Genomic DNA, 18707 nt, shown 5'->3' on the forward strand with positions numbered 1-18707 from the left:
ACCATTGCGCATGGATATCGGCTACTTCCTGAAGCTGATGACCGAAAAGAACGCCTCGGACATGTTCCTGACTACGGGAGCACCGGTCTATATCAAGATCGAAGGCAAGCTGTACCCGCTCGGCGCCACCGGCCTGCCGCCGGGCATGGTCAAGAAGATCGCCTATTCGCTGATGGACGAGGGCCAGGTGCCGCAGTTCGAGCGCGAGCTGGAGCTGAACATGGCCATCGCGCTGCAGGACGCCGGCCGCTTCCGGGTCAACGTGTTCAAGCAGCGCGGCGAGGTCGGCATGGTCATCCGCGCGATCCGCAGCAAGATCCCCAGCATCGAGGAACTGCACCTGCCGCAGGTGCTCAAGGACGTGATCATGACCCCGCGCGGGCTGGTCCTGGTGGTCGGCTCGACCGGCTCCGGCAAGTCCACCTCGCTGGCGTCGATGATCGACCACCGCAACAGCACCACCACCGGGCACATCCTCACCATCGAGGATCCGATCGAATACCTGCACAAGCACAAGATGTCGATCGTCAACCAGCGCGAGGTCGGCCTGGACACCCACGCCTTCCACAACGCGCTGAAGAACGCGATGCGCGAGGCGCCGGACGTGATCCTGATCGGCGAGATCCTGGACGCGACGACGATGGAGGCGGCGATCGCCTTCGCCGAGACCGGCCACCTGTGCCTGGCCACGCTGCACTCCAACAACGCCGACCAGACCATCGAGCGCATCCTCAACTTCTTCCCGGAAAGCGCGCACAAGAACGTGCTGATGAACCTGGCGCTGAACCTGCGCGCGGTGGTCTCGCAGCGCCTGGTCAAGGACAAGAACGAGCGCCGCCGCCCGGCCACCGAGGTGCTGCTGAACACGCCGATGATCCGCGACCTGCTGCGCCGCGGCCAGGTGCACGAGATCAAGGCCGCCATGGAGGAGTCGCTGGAGGAAGGCATGGAGACCTTCGACCAGTGCCTGTTCCGGATGGTCAAGCAGGGCCAGATCGAGCAGGAGGAAGCGCTGCGCGCTGCCGACTCGCGCGACGGCCTGGCGCTGAAGTTCCGCCTGTCCGAGGGCTCCAGCGGCGAACACGACCCCTACGCGGACTATGACGCCGCAGCCGGCGGCGGCGCCAGTTCGCCGCGGATCACGCACGGCTTCGGTTGAGCGCGCTGCGCCCCTGTACCTGTAGGAGCGGCTTCAGCCGCGACACACATCGTCCGGCAAGACCCTGTCGCCGCTGAAGCCGCGCCTCCAGGGTCGAGACGCCAGGCCTCAGCCCTGCGCGTCCGGCTGCCGCTCCGGGCGCGCCGCATCGAACGCCGGCAGCGCCAGGCAGGCCTGCTCGATCCGCGCCAGGGTCGGATAGACCTGCATGTCCACGCCGAAGCGGCGCGCGTTGAAGACCTGCGGCACCAGGCAGCAATCGGCCAGCCCCGGCTGCTCGCCATGGCAATAGGTGCCGGTGTCGGGCGATTCGGCGAGCAGTTGCTCCAGCGCATCGAAGCCCAGCACGATCCAGTGCAGCATCCACTCCTCGCGCTCGGACTGCGGCACGCTCCACACGGTCTCGAAGAACCGGCCCACGCGCAGGTTGTTGAGCGGGTGGATGTCGCAGGCGATCAGCTGCGCGAGCCCGCGCACCCGCGCGCGGTCGATCGCCGCATCCGGCAGCAGCGGCGGCTCCGGCCAGCGTTCGTCCAGGTATTCCAGGATCGCCAGCGACTGGCGGATCGGCTGGCCGTCGTGGCACAGCGTCGGCACCAGCTCCTGCGGATTGAGCCGCGCGTACTCCGGCGAGTGCTGCTGGCCGCCGTCGCGCACCAGGTGCACCGGCAGCGCCTGGTAGGCCAGCCCTTTCAGGTTGAGGCCGATGCGCACGCGATAGGCGGCGCTGGAACGCCAGTAGGTGTACAGCTGCAACGCCTCTTCCACGCCCCTGCCCCTCCCCGTCCGGACGATCACGATACCGGTGGACACAGTAGCAGCGGCACCGCCGGTCGTCTCGGCGCCGCCGCCGGCCGGCTCAGGGCCGGGAAGCGGGCTCGATGCGCTGTTCGATCGCGCCGAAGATGCTCACCCCGTCACGGTCCAGCATCTCGATCCGCACCACGTCACCGAACTTCATGAACGGCGTACTCGGCTGGCCGTCGCGCAAGGTCTCGACCACGCGCTGTTCGGCGAAGCAGGAGGCGCCGCGGCTGGTGTCCTGGTTGGCGATGGTGCCCGAGCCGATCACCGCGCCGGCGGCCAGCGGCCGCGTCTTCGCCGCGTGCGCGACCAGTTGCGCGAAGTCGAACTGCATGTCCTCGCCGGCTTCCGGCGCGCCGAACCACGCGCCGTTGATGTGGGTCAGCAGCGGCAGGTGCAGCTTGTTGTCGCGCCAGGCCTCGCCCAGTTCGTCCGGGGTCACGAACACCGGCGACAGCGCCGAGCGCGGCTTGGACTGCACGAAGCCGAAGCCCTTGGCCAGTTCGGCCGGGATCAGGTTGCGCAGCGACACGTCGTTGACCAGCCCGATCAGCTGGATATGCCCTGCGGCCTGCTGCGCATCGACCGCCATCGGCACGTCGTCGGTGACCACCACGATCTCCGCCTCCAGGTCGATGCCGTAGTCCTCGCTGACCACCTTGACCGCGTCGCGCGGGCCGTAGAAGCCGGCGCTGACCGCCTGGTACATCAGCGGATCGCTGTAGAAGCTCTCCGGCACCTCGGCGCCGCGCGCGCGGCGCACCCGCTCCACGTGCGGCAGGTAGGCGCTGCCGTCCAGGAACTCGTAGGCGCGCGGCAGCGGCGCGGCCAGCGCGGCGATGTCCAGGTCGAACTGGCCGTCGGCGCTGCCGTCGTTGAGCGACTCGGACAGCGCGTTCAGGCGCGGCGCCAGGTTGCTCCAGTCCTCCAGCGCGCGCTGCAGGGTCGCAGCGATGCCGGTGGCGCGCACCGCGCGGGTCAGGTCGCGGGAAACGACGATCAAGGTGCCGTCGCGACCGCCTTCCTTCAGGGAACCTAGCTTCATGTCCGTCCAGTGCTGGGGAGCCGATCGGACGATTGTACGGCCAGACCGGATATTGGTTGCAACTGAAACAGAGCCGCCGGCCGTCGGAAAACCGCCCGGCCTTTTGTGCATTGCGCCAATTCAGCGTAGACTGGCCAGGTCTGCATGCGGCCGTCCGTTTCCCTCAGGGACCGCCGGCGAGGTCAGGATCGTTCGATCCGCTCGCCCGCCCCGCCCGACGCCTTTCGTGGTGCCGACAAACCCGAGCGCTGTCTGCTCCGGGTTGTTCCACCCTCTCGCAGCGCGGTTCACGGGAACGCTCCGAGCCTCACCCTACTTGCGTCTGCACTCCGGGCACGTCCCGGCGACGGCGCGTTATCCGGAGCTTTTCTCGATGTCATTCGAATCCTTGGGCCTGGCGCCCTTCCTGCTGCGCGCGTTGGCCGAGCAGGGCTACGAAACCCCCACCCCGATCCAGTTGCAGGCGATTCCGCTGGCGCTGGCCGGCCACGACCTGATGGCTGGCGCGCAGACCGGCACCGGCAAGACCGCCGCGTTCGGCCTGCCGCTGCTGCAGCACCTGGGCACCTCGCCGCAGCCGGTGGGCAATGGCGCGCGCAAGCCGCGCGCGCTGATCCTGACCCCGACCCGCGAGCTGGCCACCCAGGTGCACGACAGCCTGCGCGGCTACAGCAAGTACCTGCGCATCCCCAGCACCACCATCTACGGCGGCGTCGGCATGGGCAACCAGCTCGACGCGCTGCGTCGCGGCGTGGACCTGCTGATCGCCTGCCCGGGCCGCCTGCTCGATCACCTCGAGCGCCGCAGCGTGGACCTGTCGGGCATCGAGATCCTGGTGCTGGACGAGGCCGACCGCATGCTCGACATGGGCTTCCTGCCCTCGATCAAGCGCATCCTGGCCAAGCTGCCCAAGCAGAACCGGCAGACCCTGCTGTTCTCGGCCACCTTCGAGGAAGGCATCAAGCAGCTGGCCCGCGAGTTCATGCACGACCCGCAGGAAATCCAGGCCACGCCGAGCAACACCGTCGCCGACACCATCACCCACCGCGTGCACCCGGTCGATGGCACCCGCAAGCGCGAGCTGCTGCTGCACCTGCTGGCCGCCGATTCGCGCATGCAGACGCTGGTGTTCGCGCGCACCAAGCACGGCGCCGACAAGCTGACCATGTTCCTGGACAAGTCCGGGCTCAAGACCGCCGCGATCCACGGCAACAAGAGCCAGGGCCAGCGCCTGCGCGCGCTGAGCGACTTCAAGGCCGGTCGCATCACCGTGTTGGTGGCGACCGACATCGCCGCGCGCGGCATCGACATCGACCAGCTGCCGAAGGTCATCAACTACGACCTGCCGATGGTCGCCGAGGACTACGTGCACCGGATCGGCCGCACCGGCCGCAACGGCTCGCAGGGCGAGGCGGTGTCGCTGGTGGCGCAGGACGAGGCCAAGCTGCTGCGCGCGATCTCGCGCATGCTCAAGCGCGAGATGGACATCCGCGACGTGCCGGGCTTCGAGCCGTCCACGCCGATCCGCTGGGGCAACAACAATCCGGCCGACGAGCGTCCGGGCGGCCAGCGTCCGCCGCGCAAGAGCACCCACGCGCGCCGTCCGCACGGCGATGCGCCGCGTCCGCACGCGCATGCCGGCGCCAAGCCGGCCGGCGGCACCCAGCCGGGCGGCGCACGCCGCCAGGGCGAGCGCCGTCGCAGCGGCGGCCAGCCCAGCGCTGCGCGCTGAGCGCAGCCGACCGCAGCACCACGAACGCCGCCTCCGGGCGGCGTTCGTGTTTTCGCGACGCCTCGCCACCGCAAATCCCGCAGCCGCCAGCGCCGACGATCCGCGCGGCGCCCACACTTAGAATGACGCCATGAATATCTTCAAGATCTTCACCCTCGAAGCGGCGCACCGCCTGCCCAACGTCCCGCCCGGCCACAAGTGCGCGCGGCTGCACGGGCATTCGTTCCGGGTCGAGCTGCACGTCAGCGGCGAGCCTGGCGCCGACACCGGCTGGGTCATGGACTTCGGCGACATCAAGGCCGCGTTCGGCCCGATTTACGACCAGCTCGACCACCACTACCTCAACGATATCGAGGGCCTGGAGAACCCGACCAGCGAACGCCTGGCGGTGTGGATCTGGGAGCGGCTCAAGCCGGCATTGCCGCTGTTGAGCGAGGTGGTGATCCACGAGACCTGCACGTCCGGCTGCCGGTATCGCGGTCCTGCTTGAGGCAGGGATTGGGGATTGGGGATTGGCAAGGGCGGCATGACGGCGACTGACCCATTGCGGATGGACGGCCCTGTTCCCGGGTGCCCGCGTAGGCGCAGCTGGCGTCCGCCCAATGCGTCCGCAGGCCAGGTCGGCGCCAGGCAGATCGCCTCCAACCTATTGATCCGAAAGCCAGTTTGAACCAAGCCTGAGCGACTTCAGAAAATTTTGTTGCATTGCAGCAGAATGCGCGTATGTTGCACTGCAACAGCAATCGGCATTCCCTGGAGTTGCATGATGTCCGCTCAGTTCAATGATCAGTTCAGCAGCTACACCCAGCAGTTCGCCGCCGCCGCCGCGCGGGCCAACCGTCTGGCGCTGGAAAGCGCTGAGAGCGTGTTCGGCGTGCAGCTGAAGACCTTCGAGAAGAACGTCGCCGCGACCACCGGCTTCCTCGGCGAGCTCACCGAAGCGCGCGACATCGGCAGCGTGCAGTCGCTGTGGCCGAAGGGCCTGCAGATCGCCCGCGACAACTTCGAGCGGCTGGCCACGGCCAACCAGGAAATGTTCGGCCTCAGCCTGAAGACCTCCGAAGCCATCGGCCAGCTCGCCAAGAACCAGTTCGAGGCGGCCACCGATCAGGCCGCGCCGAAGGCCAAGACCAAATAAGCAAGACCAGACAAGTCCGCTGCGGCACAGCCGCAGGACTGACCAGTGGTACGCGCGGGTCCCTCCCCCCGTGCAGCCAAGACCCGGTAGATCCCTCCCTCTACCGGGTCTTTTTTATGGCTGGGATTCGGGATTCGCGGTTCTCGGTTCTCGGTTCTCGGTTCTCGGTTCTCGGGACTCGGTTCTCGGGACTCGGGACTCGGGACTCGGGATTTTCGCAGTGCCAGGCATTCTTGTGCTTCTTGCGGATGTCTCAGCCCGACTTTTTCGGTCCGTTGGGGCCGAAAGTCCCTCCTCCACAAGAAACCCTCCTCGCGGCCGCCATTCCTGCGCTGCGCGCGCTCGCGGCCAGGCGCCGAATCAGCCCGCCGTCTGCGCGCCCGGCCATGGGTGCAGCTGCGCCGCCAGCGCGGCCGGATCCGGTTGCGGCCGGTACGGCAGCCGCCCCCAGCAGGGCATCGGCAAGCGCTCCTGCAGCATCTGCATATTGGCGTCGATGCGTTGCATCGCCGGATCGATCTCGTTACCGATCCAGCCGATGCAGCGCAGGCCGTCGGCGGCGATCGCCGCGGCGCTGAGCCGGGCGTGGTTGAGGCAGCCCAGGCGCAGCCCGACCACCAGCAGCACCGGCAAGGCCAGCGCGCGCGCCAGGTCGGCCTGGTCCAGCGTCGCCGACAGCGGCGCCGCCCAGCCGCCGACGCCTTCCACCACCACCACGTCCGCCTGCGCGCGCAGACGCGCGAAGGCCGCCGCGATCGGTTCCAGCTCCACGCGCACGCCGGCCGCGGCGGCGGCCAGTTCCGGCGCCAGCGGCAGCGGCAAGGCATAGGGATTGAGGTCCGCGTAGTCCGGCCGCGGCGCGCTGGCCGCCTGCAGCGCCAGCGCATCCTCGTTGCGCCAGCCGTCCGCGCCGCGTTCGCAGCCGCTGGCGACCGGCTTCATGCCCACCGCCGCCTGCCCGCGCGCGCGCAGCGCATGCAGCAGCGCGGTGCTGGCGACGGTCTTGCCGATGCCGGTATCGGTGCCGGTGACGTAGAAGGCGGGGAAGCGCATCGTCGCAGGATCCTCGGGGGCCGCCACATGCGGCGCGGCCGCGCAGGATAGCCGGCGCCGTGCCGCCGCGTCAGCGTCAGCGGCGATCTGCCCGTGCGCACAGGGGCCATCGCGCGGATGCATGCGCCAAGGAACACGTGGGGCGCAGGTCGATCGCTGCCAGCGACGGCTCGGCCCATCCAGGCACGCGTCCGCTCTCCCTTGCGTCGGCCGTCTCCGCCGCCAGGCCGCCACCGGCCGCTGCTAGACTCGTGCGATGTTCGCTTCCTCTTCGCTCACCGGCAGCAAGCCGGAACAGTACGCCCAGTTGCTCGCCCAGGCCCGCTCCCTGGTCAGCGGCGAACCCGACCGCATCGCCAATGCCGCCAACCTGGCGGCGCTGGTGTACCACGCGCTGCCGCGGTTGAACTGGGTCGGCTTCTACCTGTACGACGGCAAGGAACTGGTGGTCGGGCCGTTCCAGGGCCTGCCCGCGTGCGTGCGCATCCCGCTGCACAAGGGCGTGTGCGGCGCCGCCGCCAGCAGCGGCCAGACCCAGCGCATCGACGACGTCGAGGCCTTCCCCGGGCATATCGCCTGCGATGCGGCGTCGCGCTCGGAGCTGGTGGTGCCGCTGCTGCGCGACGGCGAGTTGATCGGCGTGTTCGACCTGGACAGCCCGGACCTGGCGCGCTTCGATGCCGACGACCAGCACGGCCTGGAGGCGATCGCCCAGGTCTTCGTCGACGCGCTGCGATGAGCACCGAGAAGCTGCGCAACATCGGCCCCAAGAGCGCGGCCTGGCTGCGCCAGGTCGGCCTGCGCACGCAGGAGGACTTGGCCGCGGCCGGCGCGGTGGGCGCATTCCTGAAGGTCAAGCGCGCCGGCTTCAAGCCCAGCCTCAACCTGCTGTACTCGCTGGAGGGCGCGCTGACCGGCTGCCACTGGCAGGAACTGGCCGAGGCACGGCGCACGCAGTTGCTCGCCGAGCTGGACACGGCGGCGGCGGCGCTTCCGGCGCAACGCGGCCTGCCGGTGGCCGGACCGGTGGCGACCACCCATTTCGACCGCGGCGGCGACCATAGCGATACGCCGTATGCGGACTACGCCGACGACGCGTCCGGCGGCCATGCCTACGACGCCGAGCGCGACCACGGACGCGACGACGACGGCCACGCCGGCGAGCGCGACGCCGACTGATCCGCGCGTCACGCCGGCGATCGCGTACAATCGCGCCGCTTCAAGGTGACCTGCCGGCTCCGGCCTGCAGGTTGAAACGGGAAGCCGGTGCGTCTTGCGACAAGGCCGGCGCTGCCCCCGCAACGGTAAGCGATCCAAGCTGACGACCTGCGCCACTGTGCAAACCGCATGGGAAGGCGTCGCCAGCCGGGAGTTCCGACTCCCAGATCGCCAGCCCGGAGACCGGCCTTGCAGTCCACTGGTTGCGATGCGGAGGGCGTCGCGGCGTGCCGCGCCGCGTCTGGCGCCGTCCGCTCGCACCTTCCGTTCGCGACTCCTTCGCCGTCACAGCGCGCAACCGCGCGCCGGAGTTGCCCCATGTCGTTCCGCCTGCTTTCGGTCGCGATCGCGTCCGCCCTGTCCCTGCCCTCGCTGGCGCTCGCCGCCGATGCCGCCACCGACCTGGACCAGGTCCTGGTCACCGCCACCCGCACCCAGATCTCGGTCGAGGACAGCGTGGTCCCGGCGCAGGTGATCGACCGCGCCGAGATCGAGCGCAGCCAGGCCACGTCGCTGGCGCAGCTGCTGCAGGGCCGCGCCGGCATCGGCGTGTCCAACCAGGGCGGGCTGGGCAAGCTGACCACGCTGAGCCTGCGCGGCAGCGAATCGGACCACGTGCTGGTGCTGGTGGACGGCGTGCGCATCGGCTCGGCCAGCGCCGGCCTGGCCGCGTTCCAGGACCTGCCGCTGAGCCAGATCGAGCGCATCGAGGTCGTGCGCGGCCCGCGCTCGAGCCTGTACGGCTCCGATGCGATCGGCGGGGTGATCCAGATCTTCACCCGCCGCGGCGGCCAGGGCCTGCAGCAGAACCTGAGCCTGGGCGCCGGCAGCAATGGCCTGCGCCAGGCCAGCGCCGGCTTCAGCAACCGCGGCGAGCGCGGCTGGCTGTCGGTGCAGGGCGGCTACCAGAAGACCGACGGCATCAACGCCTGCAACGGTTCGGCCACCCTGTTCGCCGGCTGCTTCATCGACGAGCCGGACCGCGATGGCTACCGCAACACCTCGCTGAGCGCGCGCGCCGGCTATGCGCTGAGCGACACGCTGCGCATCGAAGGCCAGGCGCTGAACATCGACAGCCGCAACGAATACGACGGCGATGCGCTGTTCGCCGGCAACGAGGCCGACAACACCCAGCAGGTGTTCGGCGGCAAGCTCGACTGGACCCCGTCCGAGCGCGTGCACGTGGCCGCGCAACTCGGCCGCAACACCGACCAGGCCGACAGCTACTACCACGCCGCCGGCAGCGACACGCGCAGCTTCGTCAGCACCTTCGACAGCCGCCGCGACACCGCCTCGCTGCAGGGCGACTTCGGCCTGGCCGAGGGCCACCTGCTCAGCGCCGGCGCCGACTGGCAGCGCGAGGAAGTCACCGGCAGCACCGCTTTCGACCTCGACCAGCGCGACAACACCGGCGTGTTCGCCGAGTACCAAGGCCGCTTCGGCGCGCAGCAGGTGCAGGCCAGCGTGCGCAGCGACGACAACGAGCAGTTCGGCCAGCACACCACCGGCAGCCTCGGCTGGGGCCTGGCGCTGGACGGCGGCTTCAAGCTCACCGCCAGCGTCGGCACCGGCTTCAAGGCGCCGACCTTCAACGACCTGTACTACCCGTTCTCCGGCAATCCGGAACTGAAGCCGGAGAAGTCCAAGAGCGGCAACCTGGGCGTGGCGCAGTACGCCGATACCTGGAACTGGACCTTCAACGTCTACGAGACCCGCGTCGACGACCTGATCTCCTACGACGCCGTCAGCTTCCTGCCGGTCAACGTGGACGAAGCGCGGATCCGCGGCGCCGAGCTGACCGGCTATGCGACGCTGGCCGGCTGGGAACTGTCCGCGCAGCTCAGCCACACCGATCCGCGCAACCGCAGCGACGGCGGCAACCGCGACAACTGGCTGGCGCGGCGCGCGCAGAACACCGCGCGGCTGGACGTGGACCGCGGCTTCGGCCCGGTCAAGCTCGGGGTGACCGCGTTCGGCAGCGGCCACCGCTACGACGACGCGGCCAACAGCGTGCGCCTGGCCGGCTACGGCACTGTCGACCTGCGCGTGGAATACGCATTCGCGCCGGACTGGACGCTGCAGGCCAAGGCCAGCAACGTGTTCGATCGCGACTACCAGACCATCAACTGGTACAACCAGCCGGGCCGCGAGTACGCGGTGACGCTGCGCTACGCGCCGGCGGCACGCTGAGGAACGAAGCGCTGCGCCGCACGGCGCAGCGCTTGCTACGACTGTGAAAAGCGCGGCAGCATCGACATCGACGCTGCAGCCCTTGTAGCAGCGGCTTCAGCCGCGACCGGGCTCTACCGGTAAAGCGTCGCGGCTGAAGCCGCTCCTGCAGGATCGAACGCGCATTGGCTGCTTCGTCGAAGCAGCGCTTTCGCGCATCGTCGCCTGTTCCCGCGACATGCCGCGCGCGCCCCGGATAATGACCGGCGTAGCCAGTCAATTCCGGGATCACCCATGCACATCTCTTATCGCGCCGCCGTGCCCGCCGACGCGGCGGACTGCATCGACCTGCGCGGCCGGACCCGTGAGAACGCGTTCTCGGCCGAGCAGCTGGCTGCGCTGGGCATCACCGTGGACAGCTGGCAGGCCGGTATCGCCAACGGCAGTTTCCCCGGACACGTGGCCGAGGCGGGAGGCCGCATGGTCGGCTACTGCTTCGGCGATCGCGACAGCGGCGAAATCATCGTGCTGGCGCTGCTGCCCGCGTGGGAGGGCAAGGGCCTCGGCAAGGCATTGTTGGCGCGGATGGTCGAGGATTTCCGCGCATGGGGCTTCACGCGGCTGTTCCTCGGCTGCGCGGCCGACCCGGCGGTGCGCTCGCATGGTTTCTATCGGCACCTGGGCTGGCGTCCCACCGGCGAGATCGATGACCTGGGCGATGAAGTGCTGGAGTACCGGCTGTCGGCTTGATCGGTCGCAAGCCCGAACGCGCGCTCGGGCAGCGATCGCCGGCGGCTACCCCAGCGTCAGCAACTCGCGCATGTCGTCCATCAGCAGCACCACGTCCGCGGTGGCCAGGTCCAGGTCGCGCGGGTAGCCGTAGCGCACCAGCGCGGCCGGCATGCCGGCGGCGTGCGCGGCCTGCAGGTCGGTGCCGGAATCGCCGACCATCAGGCAACGGGCCGGCGGCTGCGCGAAGCGCTGCGCCAGGTGCAGCAGCGGCAGCGGGCTCGGCTTGCGCTCGGGCAGGCTGTCGCCGCCCAGCACTGCGGCGAACGCGTCGGCCACGCCGAGATGGCGCAGCAGCGGCGGCACGAACGCGGACGGTTTGTTGGTGCACAGCGCCAGCGTCACGCCGCGCGTGCGCAACTGCGCCAGCGCCTCGGCCGCGCCCGGATACAGGCGCGGGCTGCGCAGCAGGCACTCCTGGTAATGGCGCATGAAGGTCGGCATCACCGTGTCGATCGGCGTGGCGTCGTGCGCATGCCGCCACGCGGCCTCGACCAGCTTGCGCACGCCCTCGCCGATCCAGCCGAGCACGGTGGCGTCGGGCACGCGCGCCAGGCCGAAGTCGGCGAGGGTGCGATTGAGCGCTTCGGCGATATCGGCGCCGCTGTCCACCAGCGTGCCATCCAGATCGAATACCACCAGCGCATACGGAAATGTCATCTCGTTCCTCGGTGCGAAGCGCAGCGCCCATTGTAGGCGCCGCGCTCAGTCGCGATCCCAGTACGGCACTTCGCCGAAACGCGCGACCAGGAAATCCAGGAACGCGCGCACGATCGCCGGCTGCTGCCGGCGCGACGCATACACGCCGAAGATGTCCATGGTGTCGAGTTCGTGGTCGGGCAAGACGCGCCGCAGTTCGCCGCTGCGCAGCAGCGCCGCGGCCTGGTAGGTGGGCAGCATCGCGATGCCGGCGCCGATCCGCACCGCCTCCAGCAGCACGGTGGCCTCGTTGGCGCTGAAGTTGCCGCTCACCGGCACCGACACCCGTTCGCCGCGATAGCGCAGCGGCCATTCGTGCTTGCCCACGTAGTGATGGCCCAGGCAGTTGTGCGCGGCCAGGTCGGCGGCGCTCAGCGGCGCGCCGTGCCGCTGCAGGTAGGCCGGCGCCGCGCACAGCACCGAGCGGCACACGCTCAGGCGCCGCGCGATCAGTCCGGGATCGACGCGACTGGAAATGCGCACTGCCAGGTCGATGCGCTCCTCGACCAGGTTGACCGTGCGGTCGGCCAGCAGCATGTCCACCCGCGCCTGCGGATAGCGGGTCACGAACTCGGCGGCCGCCGCGGCCAGATGCGCCTGACCGAACGAGGCGGAGGCGGTGACGCGCAGCTGTCCGTGCGGCTCCGGGTCGTCGCTGGCCAGCTCGTCGCGCAGCGATGCGCCGATCGCCAGCATCGGCCGGAACCGCGCCAGCGCGGTCTCGCCGGCGCCGGTCAGGGTCACCCGCCGCGTGGTCCGGTGCAGCAGGCGGGCGCCCAGCCAGCGCTCCAGCTCGGCCAGGTAGCGCGAGACCATCGCCCGCGACAGGTCCAGCGCCTCGGCGGCACCGGTGAGACTGCCGCGCTCGGCGACCTCGACGAACACCGCAATCGCGGTCAGACGGTCCATTTGCCCGTTCCATGCAACAAAGAATCGACTTATACGCGGTTTATCGCGCTAATTGCCATGGCTAGGCTGTGCACATCCCGTCCCTCTCTGGAGCACCTCGATGCACATCGCCCTGATCGGCGCCACCGGCAATATCGGCCGCCATATCGCCCAGGAAGCCCTGCGCCGCGGCCATGCGCTCACCGCCCTGGTCCGCCGCGCGCAGCCGCTGCCGCCGGAACTGGACGGCGCCAGCATCGTGATCGCGTCGCTGGACGACCGCGCCGCCCTCGTCGCCGCGGTGCGCGGCCACGACGTGCTGGCCAGCGCCTACGGCCCCGGTGCCGAGGCGGCCGACACGATTCCCGGCGTGGCCCAGACCCTGATCGAGGTCGCCCGCGACGCCGGCGTGCCGCGCCTGCTTGCGGTCGGTGGCGCCGGCAGCCTGGAAGTGGCGCCGGGCGTGCAACTGGTGGACACGCCGAACTTCCCCGACGCCTACAAGCCCTATGCGCTGGCGCACCGCGCCGCCCTGCAGCGCTTCCAGGCGGCCGCCGACCTGGACTGGACTTTCTACGCCCCGGCCGCGGAAATCGGCCCGGGCGCCAAGCGCGGCGGCGTGCGCACCCAGGCCACCGCGCTGCTCAGCGATGCGCAGGGCCACAGCGCGATCAGCTACGCCGACTACGCCAGCGCCTTCGTCGACGAGATCGAACGCCCGCAGTACCTGCGCCAGGTCGCCACCGCCGCGTACTGAGCAGCGACGCCCGGCGCACTGCGCGGCGGCGTGCCGATGGCGCCGCGCGCGGCCGCCCGTTCCGCGCCGCGACCGCATACGGGCGCGGCCGATCCGCACGCCATGCCGATGCCTGGCGGCGCCTTTCCCGATGGAGTTCCGCATGTCTTCCTTTTCGTTGTCGCGCCTCGGCGCCGCGCTGATCCTCGCCCTCGGCATCGCCGGCACTGGCGCGGCGCACGCCGCCACCGGCACCCCGGCCCAGGCCGCGGCTGCCACCGCGAAGCAGCCGGCGGCCGCGCCGCTGCAGCTGCAGGTCTACCATCCGGACGCGAACGCGATCTTCGGCGTCGCCTCGGTGCTGGTGAGCGGCGCCAAGGACGCGCTCCTGGTCGATGCGCAGTTCTCCGCAGCCGATGCGCGCGCCCTCGTCGCACAGATCCGCGACTCCGGCAAGCGCCTGACCACGATCTACATCAGCCACGGCGATCCGGACTACTACTTCGGCCTGGACGTGCTCACCCAGGCGTTCCCGCAGGCCAAGGTGCTGGCCAGCCCGGCGACGGTCGCGCACATCCGCCAGACCCAGGCGCAGAAGCTGCAGGTGTGGGGACCCAAGCTCGGTGCCGACGCGCCGCAGCGCATCGTGCTGCCGCAGCCGCTGCATGGCGACCGCCTGCTGCTGGAAGGCCGCGAGCTGCAGATCGTCGGCCTGGACGGCGCGACCCCGGACCGCACGTTCGTGTGGATTCCCTCGATCCAGACCGTGCTCGGCGGAATCCCGGTGATGGCCGGCGAACACGTGTGGATGGCCGATACGCAGACCCCGGCATCGCATGCGCAGTGGCTGGCCACGCTGCAACGGATCCAGGCGCTGCAGCCGCAGCGGGTGATTCCCGGGCACTTCGTGCCAGGCGCGGCGCAGGACCTGGCCGCGGTGCGCTTCACCGCCGACTACATCCGCGCCTTCGACGAGGAAACCGCCAAGGCGAAGGATGCGGCCGCGCTGGTCGCGGCGATGCAGCGCCGCTATCCGCAGCTGGGCGGCGTCGAGGCGCTGCAGCTGAGCGCGAAGGTGGCCAAGGGCGAAATGCGCTGGCCGTGAGCGAGGCGCCCGCGCGCGGCGCGAACACGGCCGCGCGCATCGCTGCACGGTTCAGCGGAACAGCTGTCCTTGCGTCTGCACCGGCTCGGCTTCGTGGAAGCCGGCCAGGCCCACGCCGACCAGGCGGTAGCGCGTGGACGCGGGCAGCTCGACGCGCTGGCGCAAGGCCAGCGCGATGTCGGTCAGCGCCTGCAGCGAGTCCGGCGGCTGCTCCGGGGTGAAGCTGCGGGTCAGGATACGGAACTGCGCGGTCTTCAGCTTCAGCACCACGGTGCGCGCGACGCGCTCGGTGCGACGGGTCGCGTTCCAGGTCTTCTCCGCCAGTTGCCGGATCGCCGGCTCCAGCGCGTCCAGCGCCAGGTCCTCGGCGAAGGTGTCTTCGGAAGAGATCGACTGCACCGGCTGGTCCGACTCCACCGGCCGCTCGTCGATGCCGCGCGCGCGCTGGTACAGGCGCCGTCCGAAGCTGCCGAAGTGCGCCTCCAGTTCCGCTTCGGCATGCGTGCGCAGGTCGCCGACGGTGACGATGCCCAGCGCCGCCAGCTTGGCCTGCATCACCTTGCCCACGCCCGGCACCTTGCTCACCGGCAGCGGGGTCAGAAACGCGTCGACGCGATGCGGGCGGACCACGAACTGGCCGTCGGGCTTGCGCCAGTCCGAGGCGATCTTGGCCAGGAACTTGTTCGGCGCGATGCCGGCCGACGCGGTCAGCTGGGTTTCCTCGCGGATCTGCGCGCGGATGGTCTGCGCGATCTCGGTGGCGGTGGCCAGCTCGCCCTTGGGCACGGTGACGTCGAGATAGGCTTCGTCCAGCGACAGCGGCTCGATCAGGTCGGTGTGGCGCTGGAAGATCTCGCGCACCTGCCGCGACACCGCCTTGTAGCGAACGAAATCCGGCGGCACGAAGATCGCGTCCGGGCACAGCCGCTCGGCGCGCAGCGCCGGCATCGCCGAGCGGATGCCGAACACGCGCGCCTCGTAGGACGCGGCGCAGACCACCGAGCGCATGCCGCGCCAGGCCACCACCACCGGCTTGCCGCGCAATGCGGGATCGTCACGCTGCTCCACGGACGCGTAGAACGCATCCATGTCGACGTGAATGATCTTGCGCATCGGCCCTGCACCCTACGCCAGCGAACGGTAGCCGCATGATAAGCCAGGCTCGCGCATACGCCGAGAACGCATGCCTTGATTTCGCTCAGCGCGCCGCATTGCAGCACTGTCTACGCTACGCGTGCGTACGGATAAAACGTTTGATTGAAAGCGCGCACCTCGTGCACGCTTGCGCGCCTCGACTGTCTGCCCTGGGAATTTCTGCTCATGAGCCGCCTCACTTCGTATTCACGCGAACAGCTTCTCGCCAGCGCACGCGGCGAACTGTTCGGCGCCGAGGCTGGACGCCTGCCCAACGATCCGATGCTGATGTTCGACCGCATCACCCACATCGACGATGCCGGCGGCGCGCACGGCAAGGGCACGGTCCGCGCCGAGCTCGACGTGCGCCCGGACCTGTGGTTCTTCGGCTGCCACTTCATCGGCGACCCGGTGATGCCCGGCTGCCTGGGCCTGGATGCGATGTGGCAGCTGACCGGCTTCTTCCTGACCTGGATCGGCGCGCCGGGCCGCGGCCGCGCGCTGGGCGTGGGCGAAGTGAAGTTCACCGGGCAGGTGCTGCCGAGCGCCAAGCAGGTCGTCTACGAACTGGACATCAGCCGTGTCATCAACCGCAAGCTGGTGATGGCGGTGGCCGACGCGCGCATGGCGGTGGATGGCCGCGAGATCTACACCGCCAAGGATCTGCGCGTGGGCCTGTTCACCTCGACGGAGGCGTTCTGATGCGCCGCGTCGCGATCACCGGCATGGGCATCACCTCATGCCTGGGCAATGACCTGGACACGGTGTCGCGCGCGCTGCGCGACAGCCGCGCCGGCATCCGCGCCAATCCCGAGGCCGCCGAACACGGCCTGCGCAGCCAGGTCGCCGGCGACGTGCAGTTGGACCTGGAAGCGCTGATCGATCGCAAGCTCAAGCGCTTCATGGGCGATGCGTCGGCGTACGCCTACCTGGCGCTGCGCGATGCGATCGCCGACGCCGGCCTGAACGAGGCCGTGGTCAGCGACGTGCGCACCGGCCTGATCGCCGGTTCCGGCGGCGGCTCCAGCCATTGGCAGGTGGAAGCGGCGGACCTGCTGCGCAACCGCGGCGTGCGCAAGGTCGGCCCATACATGGTGCCGCGCACCATGTGCTCGGCGGTCTCGGCCAGCCTGGCCACCGCGTTCAAGATCAAGGGCGTGAGCTATTCGCTGTCGGCGGCCTGCGCGACCTCGGCGCACTGCATCGGCGCGGCCGCGGACCTGATCCGCCATGGCCAGCAGGACGTGATGTTCGCCGGCGGCGGCGAGGAACTGGACTGGACCATGAGCCTGATGTTCGATGCGATGGGCGCGCTGTCCAGCGGCTTCAATGACCGCCCGGCGGTGGCCTCGCGCCCGTACGACGCCGAGCGCGACGGCTTCGTCATCGCCGGCGGCGGCGGCATGCTGGTGCTGGAAGACTACGAGCGCGCGGTGGCGCGCGGCGCGCGCATCCATGCCGAACTGCTCGGCTACGGCGTGACCTCCGACGGCGCCGACATGGTCGCCCCGTCCGGCGAGGGCGCGGTGCGCTGCATGCAGATGGCGATGCAGGGCGTGGACGCGCCGATCGACTACCTCAACACGCACGGCACCTCCACGCCGCTGGGCGACGTCACCGAGCTGGGCGCGGTGCGCGAGGTGTTCGGCGACGCGGTGCCGCCGCTGTCCTCGACCAAGGCGCTGTCCGGGCATTCGCTGGGCGCGGCCAGCGTGCACGAGGCGATCTACTGCCTGCTGATGATGCGCGACGGTTTCATCGCCGGCTCGGCCAACATCGACGCGCTGGACCCGCGCGCCGAGGGTTTCCCGATCGTGCGCGAGAGCCGCGAGGCGGACCTGCGCACGGTGATGTCCAACAGCTTCGGCTTCGGCGGCACCAACGCCGCGCTGGTGTTCGGCAAGCGCTGAGCGGGGCTGCGCACGGCAGCGGCAGGAGCGTCCTGCCGCTGAGTACCGGCGACGTCAGCGTTCCAGCTGCTTGCCGTCGCGGCGCTTGTTCTCGTCCTCGTCCTTGATCCGCTCTTTCCTGGGCGGCGGCGCGGATGGCGGTGGCGCGGGCGGTGGCGAAGCGGGCTTCGGTGGCGGTGGCGGTGGTGCCGGCGGCGGCGTGTGCTGCGCCGCCAGCACCACCGTCTCCGGCTTCGGCGGCCACCACGGCGTGGCGGACGACGAGGATTGCGGGGGCTCGGTCGACTGGTGCACGGACTCGCGCCAACGCCGCTCGTCTTCGTCGCGCCGCTGCTGCTCGGCCAGTTCCTTGTTGCGCTTGGGGTTGAGCGCATCCGGCGGTGGCGCCTGGTACATGCGCTCGCCCGGCGGCACCCATTGCGACTGCATCGGCGCCTCCACGGCGGGCGGCGCCGGCTGGTAGCCGAGCGTGTCGGCGATGCGTTGCGGGATCAGCTGACGCTTGAGCGCCTCGGGCATCGGCGCCGGCGCAGAGGGCGACGCCTGCGCTTGCTGTCGCCAGCGCGCGCGGTCGCGCGCCCAGGGCCGGCCACGGTAGTGCGCGTCCCAATAGGGATCGATGGCGAACCCGATGGCCGGAGCGAAGACACCGTCGCGCGCGTCGAACTCGACCACGCCGGCCGGCAGCCATCCGCGCGCCTCGCGCCAGCGCACATCGCACCACGAAAAATCGTTGACGCATCCGTAGACGGTGATGCTGTCGCCGCCCACCACCGTGGCGACGCGCGGATAGTCGTTGGCCGGGCCTGCGCGCAGATTGGCGGCACTGCGGGCGAACCCGCCGTTGCTCTGCGCCAGCACCGGCGCGACGGCGGCCAGCAACAGCGGTGCGATCCAGATGCAGCGTTTCATGCCCAACCTCCTGTGCCTGGCCGGCCCCGTGGCCGGGGTTTCTTCCATGGGCTCGTGAGAGCCATCGTGTTCGGCAATGTTCTAGCACGCCGACGCGCTAAGGACCTGTTAACCCGCTCGGGCCACGGTGCAACTAGGCGCATGCCGGCCGGAAGACAAGGAAGAAACCGCTGCCATCAGCCACCACGCGCACATGTGGCACGTGCGCACCAAGAC

Annotated in this window: 19 protein-coding genes and 1 riboswitch; of the genes, 12 read left to right on the forward strand and 7 right to left on the reverse strand. The window is 70.0% G+C overall.

Annotation, left to right across the window (positions count from 1 at the left end; all coding sequences use genetic code 11):
* Positions 1-10 precede the first annotated feature (10 nt).
* Positions 11-1159 carry a PilT/PilU family type 4a pilus ATPase gene (locus VDQ83_RS13545; RefSeq protein ID WP_263397146.1) on the forward strand — a complete coding sequence of 383 codons (1149 nt, stop codon included), beginning with the start codon at positions 11-13 and terminating at the stop codon, positions 1157-1159.
* Positions 1160-1267: 108 nt separating this feature from the next.
* Here the strand turns inward: VDQ83_RS13545 and maiA are convergent, their stop codons facing one another.
* Both maiA and VDQ83_RS13555 read right to left on the reverse strand, forming a co-directional pair.
* Complete coding sequence (maiA, locus tag VDQ83_RS13550) at positions 1268-1927, reverse strand: maleylacetoacetate isomerase (RefSeq protein ID WP_455435334.1); 660 nt, start codon at positions 1925-1927, stop codon at positions 1268-1270.
* Between the two features lie 91 nt (positions 1928-2018).
* A complete protein-coding gene (locus VDQ83_RS13555) occupies positions 2019-3008 on the reverse strand; it encodes a fumarylacetoacetate hydrolase family protein (RefSeq protein ID WP_263397144.1) in 990 nt (329 codons plus the stop codon).
* A gap of 373 nt (positions 3009-3381) precedes the next feature.
* Here VDQ83_RS13555 and VDQ83_RS13560 point away from each other — a divergent pair, with 373 nt between their 5' ends.
* The 3 genes from VDQ83_RS13560 (at position 3382) to VDQ83_RS13570 (ending at position 5878) form a co-directional block, all read left to right on the forward strand.
* A complete protein-coding gene (locus VDQ83_RS13560) occupies positions 3382-4740 on the forward strand; it encodes a DEAD/DEAH box helicase (protein WP_455435335.1) in 1359 nt (452 codons plus the stop codon).
* Positions 4741-4870: 130 nt separating this feature from the next.
* A complete protein-coding gene (gene queD, locus VDQ83_RS13565; protein WP_455435336.1) occupies positions 4871-5230 on the forward strand; it encodes a 6-carboxytetrahydropterin synthase QueD in 360 nt (119 codons plus the stop codon).
* 276 nt (positions 5231-5506) lie between these two features.
* Positions 5507-5878: a phasin family protein gene (locus VDQ83_RS13570; RefSeq protein ID WP_455435337.1), complete on the forward strand. Its 372-nt coding sequence runs from the start codon at positions 5507-5509 to the stop codon at positions 5876-5878.
* A 360-nt stretch (positions 5879-6238) separates the two neighbouring features.
* Here the strand turns inward: VDQ83_RS13570 and bioD are convergent, their stop codons facing one another.
* The gene (gene bioD, locus VDQ83_RS13575) at positions 6239-6931 is read right to left on the reverse strand and encodes a dethiobiotin synthase (protein WP_455435338.1); all 693 of its coding nucleotides are present in this window, start codon (positions 6929-6931) and stop codon (positions 6239-6241) included.
* Positions 6932-7187: 256 nt separating this feature from the next.
* Here bioD and VDQ83_RS13580 point away from each other — a divergent pair, with 256 nt between their 5' ends.
* The 4 genes from VDQ83_RS13580 (at position 7188) to VDQ83_RS13595 (ending at position 11068) form a co-directional block, all read left to right on the forward strand.
* Positions 7188-7670, forward strand: a complete 483-nt coding sequence (locus VDQ83_RS13580) for a GAF domain-containing protein (protein WP_309916496.1) — start codon at positions 7188-7190, stop codon at positions 7668-7670.
* Entirely contained in the window at positions 7667-8110 is a 444-nt protein-coding gene (locus VDQ83_RS13585; RefSeq protein ID WP_455435339.1) for a TfoX/Sxy family protein, read from the forward strand. The genes VDQ83_RS13580 and VDQ83_RS13585 overlap by 4 nt, the downstream gene beginning before the upstream one ends.
* Before the next feature lie 26 nt (positions 8111-8136).
* A riboswitch (cobalamin riboswitch) is annotated at positions 8137-8355 on the forward strand.
* A gap of 112 nt (positions 8356-8467) precedes the next feature.
* Positions 8468-10339, forward strand: a complete 1872-nt coding sequence (gene btuB / locus VDQ83_RS13590; RefSeq protein WP_455435340.1) for a TonB-dependent vitamin B12 receptor — start codon at positions 8468-8470, stop codon at positions 10337-10339.
* A gap of 273 nt (positions 10340-10612) precedes the next feature.
* Positions 10613-11068: an N-acetyltransferase family protein gene (locus VDQ83_RS13595; protein ID WP_455435341.1), complete on the forward strand. Its 456-nt coding sequence runs from the start codon at positions 10613-10615 to the stop codon at positions 11066-11068.
* 45 nt (positions 11069-11113) lie between these two features.
* Here VDQ83_RS13595 and gph read toward each other — a convergent pair whose 3' ends face one another.
* Complete coding sequence (gene gph / locus VDQ83_RS13600) at positions 11114-11767, reverse strand: phosphoglycolate phosphatase (RefSeq protein WP_455435342.1); 654 nt, start codon at positions 11765-11767, stop codon at positions 11114-11116.
* A gap of 45 nt (positions 11768-11812) precedes the next feature.
* The gene (locus tag VDQ83_RS13605) at positions 11813-12715 is read right to left on the reverse strand and encodes a LysR family transcriptional regulator (protein ID WP_455435343.1); all 903 of its coding nucleotides are present in this window, start codon (positions 12713-12715) and stop codon (positions 11813-11815) included.
* A gap of 100 nt (positions 12716-12815) precedes the next feature.
* Between VDQ83_RS13605 and VDQ83_RS13610 the strand changes: the two genes are divergently transcribed.
* Both VDQ83_RS13610 and VDQ83_RS13615 read left to right on the forward strand, forming a co-directional pair.
* On the forward strand, positions 12816-13451 hold the full coding sequence (locus VDQ83_RS13610) for an NAD(P)-dependent oxidoreductase (protein WP_455435344.1): 636 nt from the start codon (positions 12816-12818) through the stop codon (positions 13449-13451).
* A 142-nt stretch (positions 13452-13593) separates the two neighbouring features.
* Entirely contained in the window at positions 13594-14535 is a 942-nt protein-coding gene (locus VDQ83_RS13615; RefSeq protein ID WP_455435345.1) for an MBL fold metallo-hydrolase, read from the forward strand.
* Between the two features lie 51 nt (positions 14536-14586).
* On the opposite strand, the gene dinB is transcribed toward VDQ83_RS13615, so the two are convergent.
* The gene (gene dinB / locus VDQ83_RS13620) at positions 14587-15648 is read right to left on the reverse strand and encodes a DNA polymerase IV (RefSeq protein WP_309916463.1); all 1062 of its coding nucleotides are present in this window, start codon (positions 15646-15648) and stop codon (positions 14587-14589) included.
* A gap of 207 nt (positions 15649-15855) precedes the next feature.
* Between dinB and fabA the strand changes: the two genes are divergently transcribed.
* Positions 15856-16371, forward strand: a complete 516-nt coding sequence (gene fabA / locus VDQ83_RS13625; protein ID WP_309916460.1) for a 3-hydroxyacyl-[acyl-carrier-protein] dehydratase FabA — start codon at positions 15856-15858, stop codon at positions 16369-16371.
* On the forward strand, positions 16371-17579 hold the full coding sequence (gene fabB, locus VDQ83_RS13630; protein ID WP_455435346.1) for a beta-ketoacyl-ACP synthase I: 1209 nt from the start codon (positions 16371-16373) through the stop codon (positions 17577-17579). Before fabA ends, fabB begins: the two co-directional genes overlap by 1 nt.
* Positions 17580-17633: 54 nt before the next feature.
* On the opposite strand, the gene VDQ83_RS13635 is transcribed toward fabB, so the two are convergent.
* Positions 17634-18491 (reverse strand): SH3 domain-containing protein, encoded by an 858-nt coding sequence (locus tag VDQ83_RS13635; protein WP_455435347.1) that lies wholly within the window; start codon positions 18489-18491, stop codon positions 17634-17636.
* Positions 18492-18707 lie beyond the last annotated feature (216 nt).

The sequence above is a fragment of the Xanthomonas sp. WHRI 7945 genome (assembly GCF_035026585.1).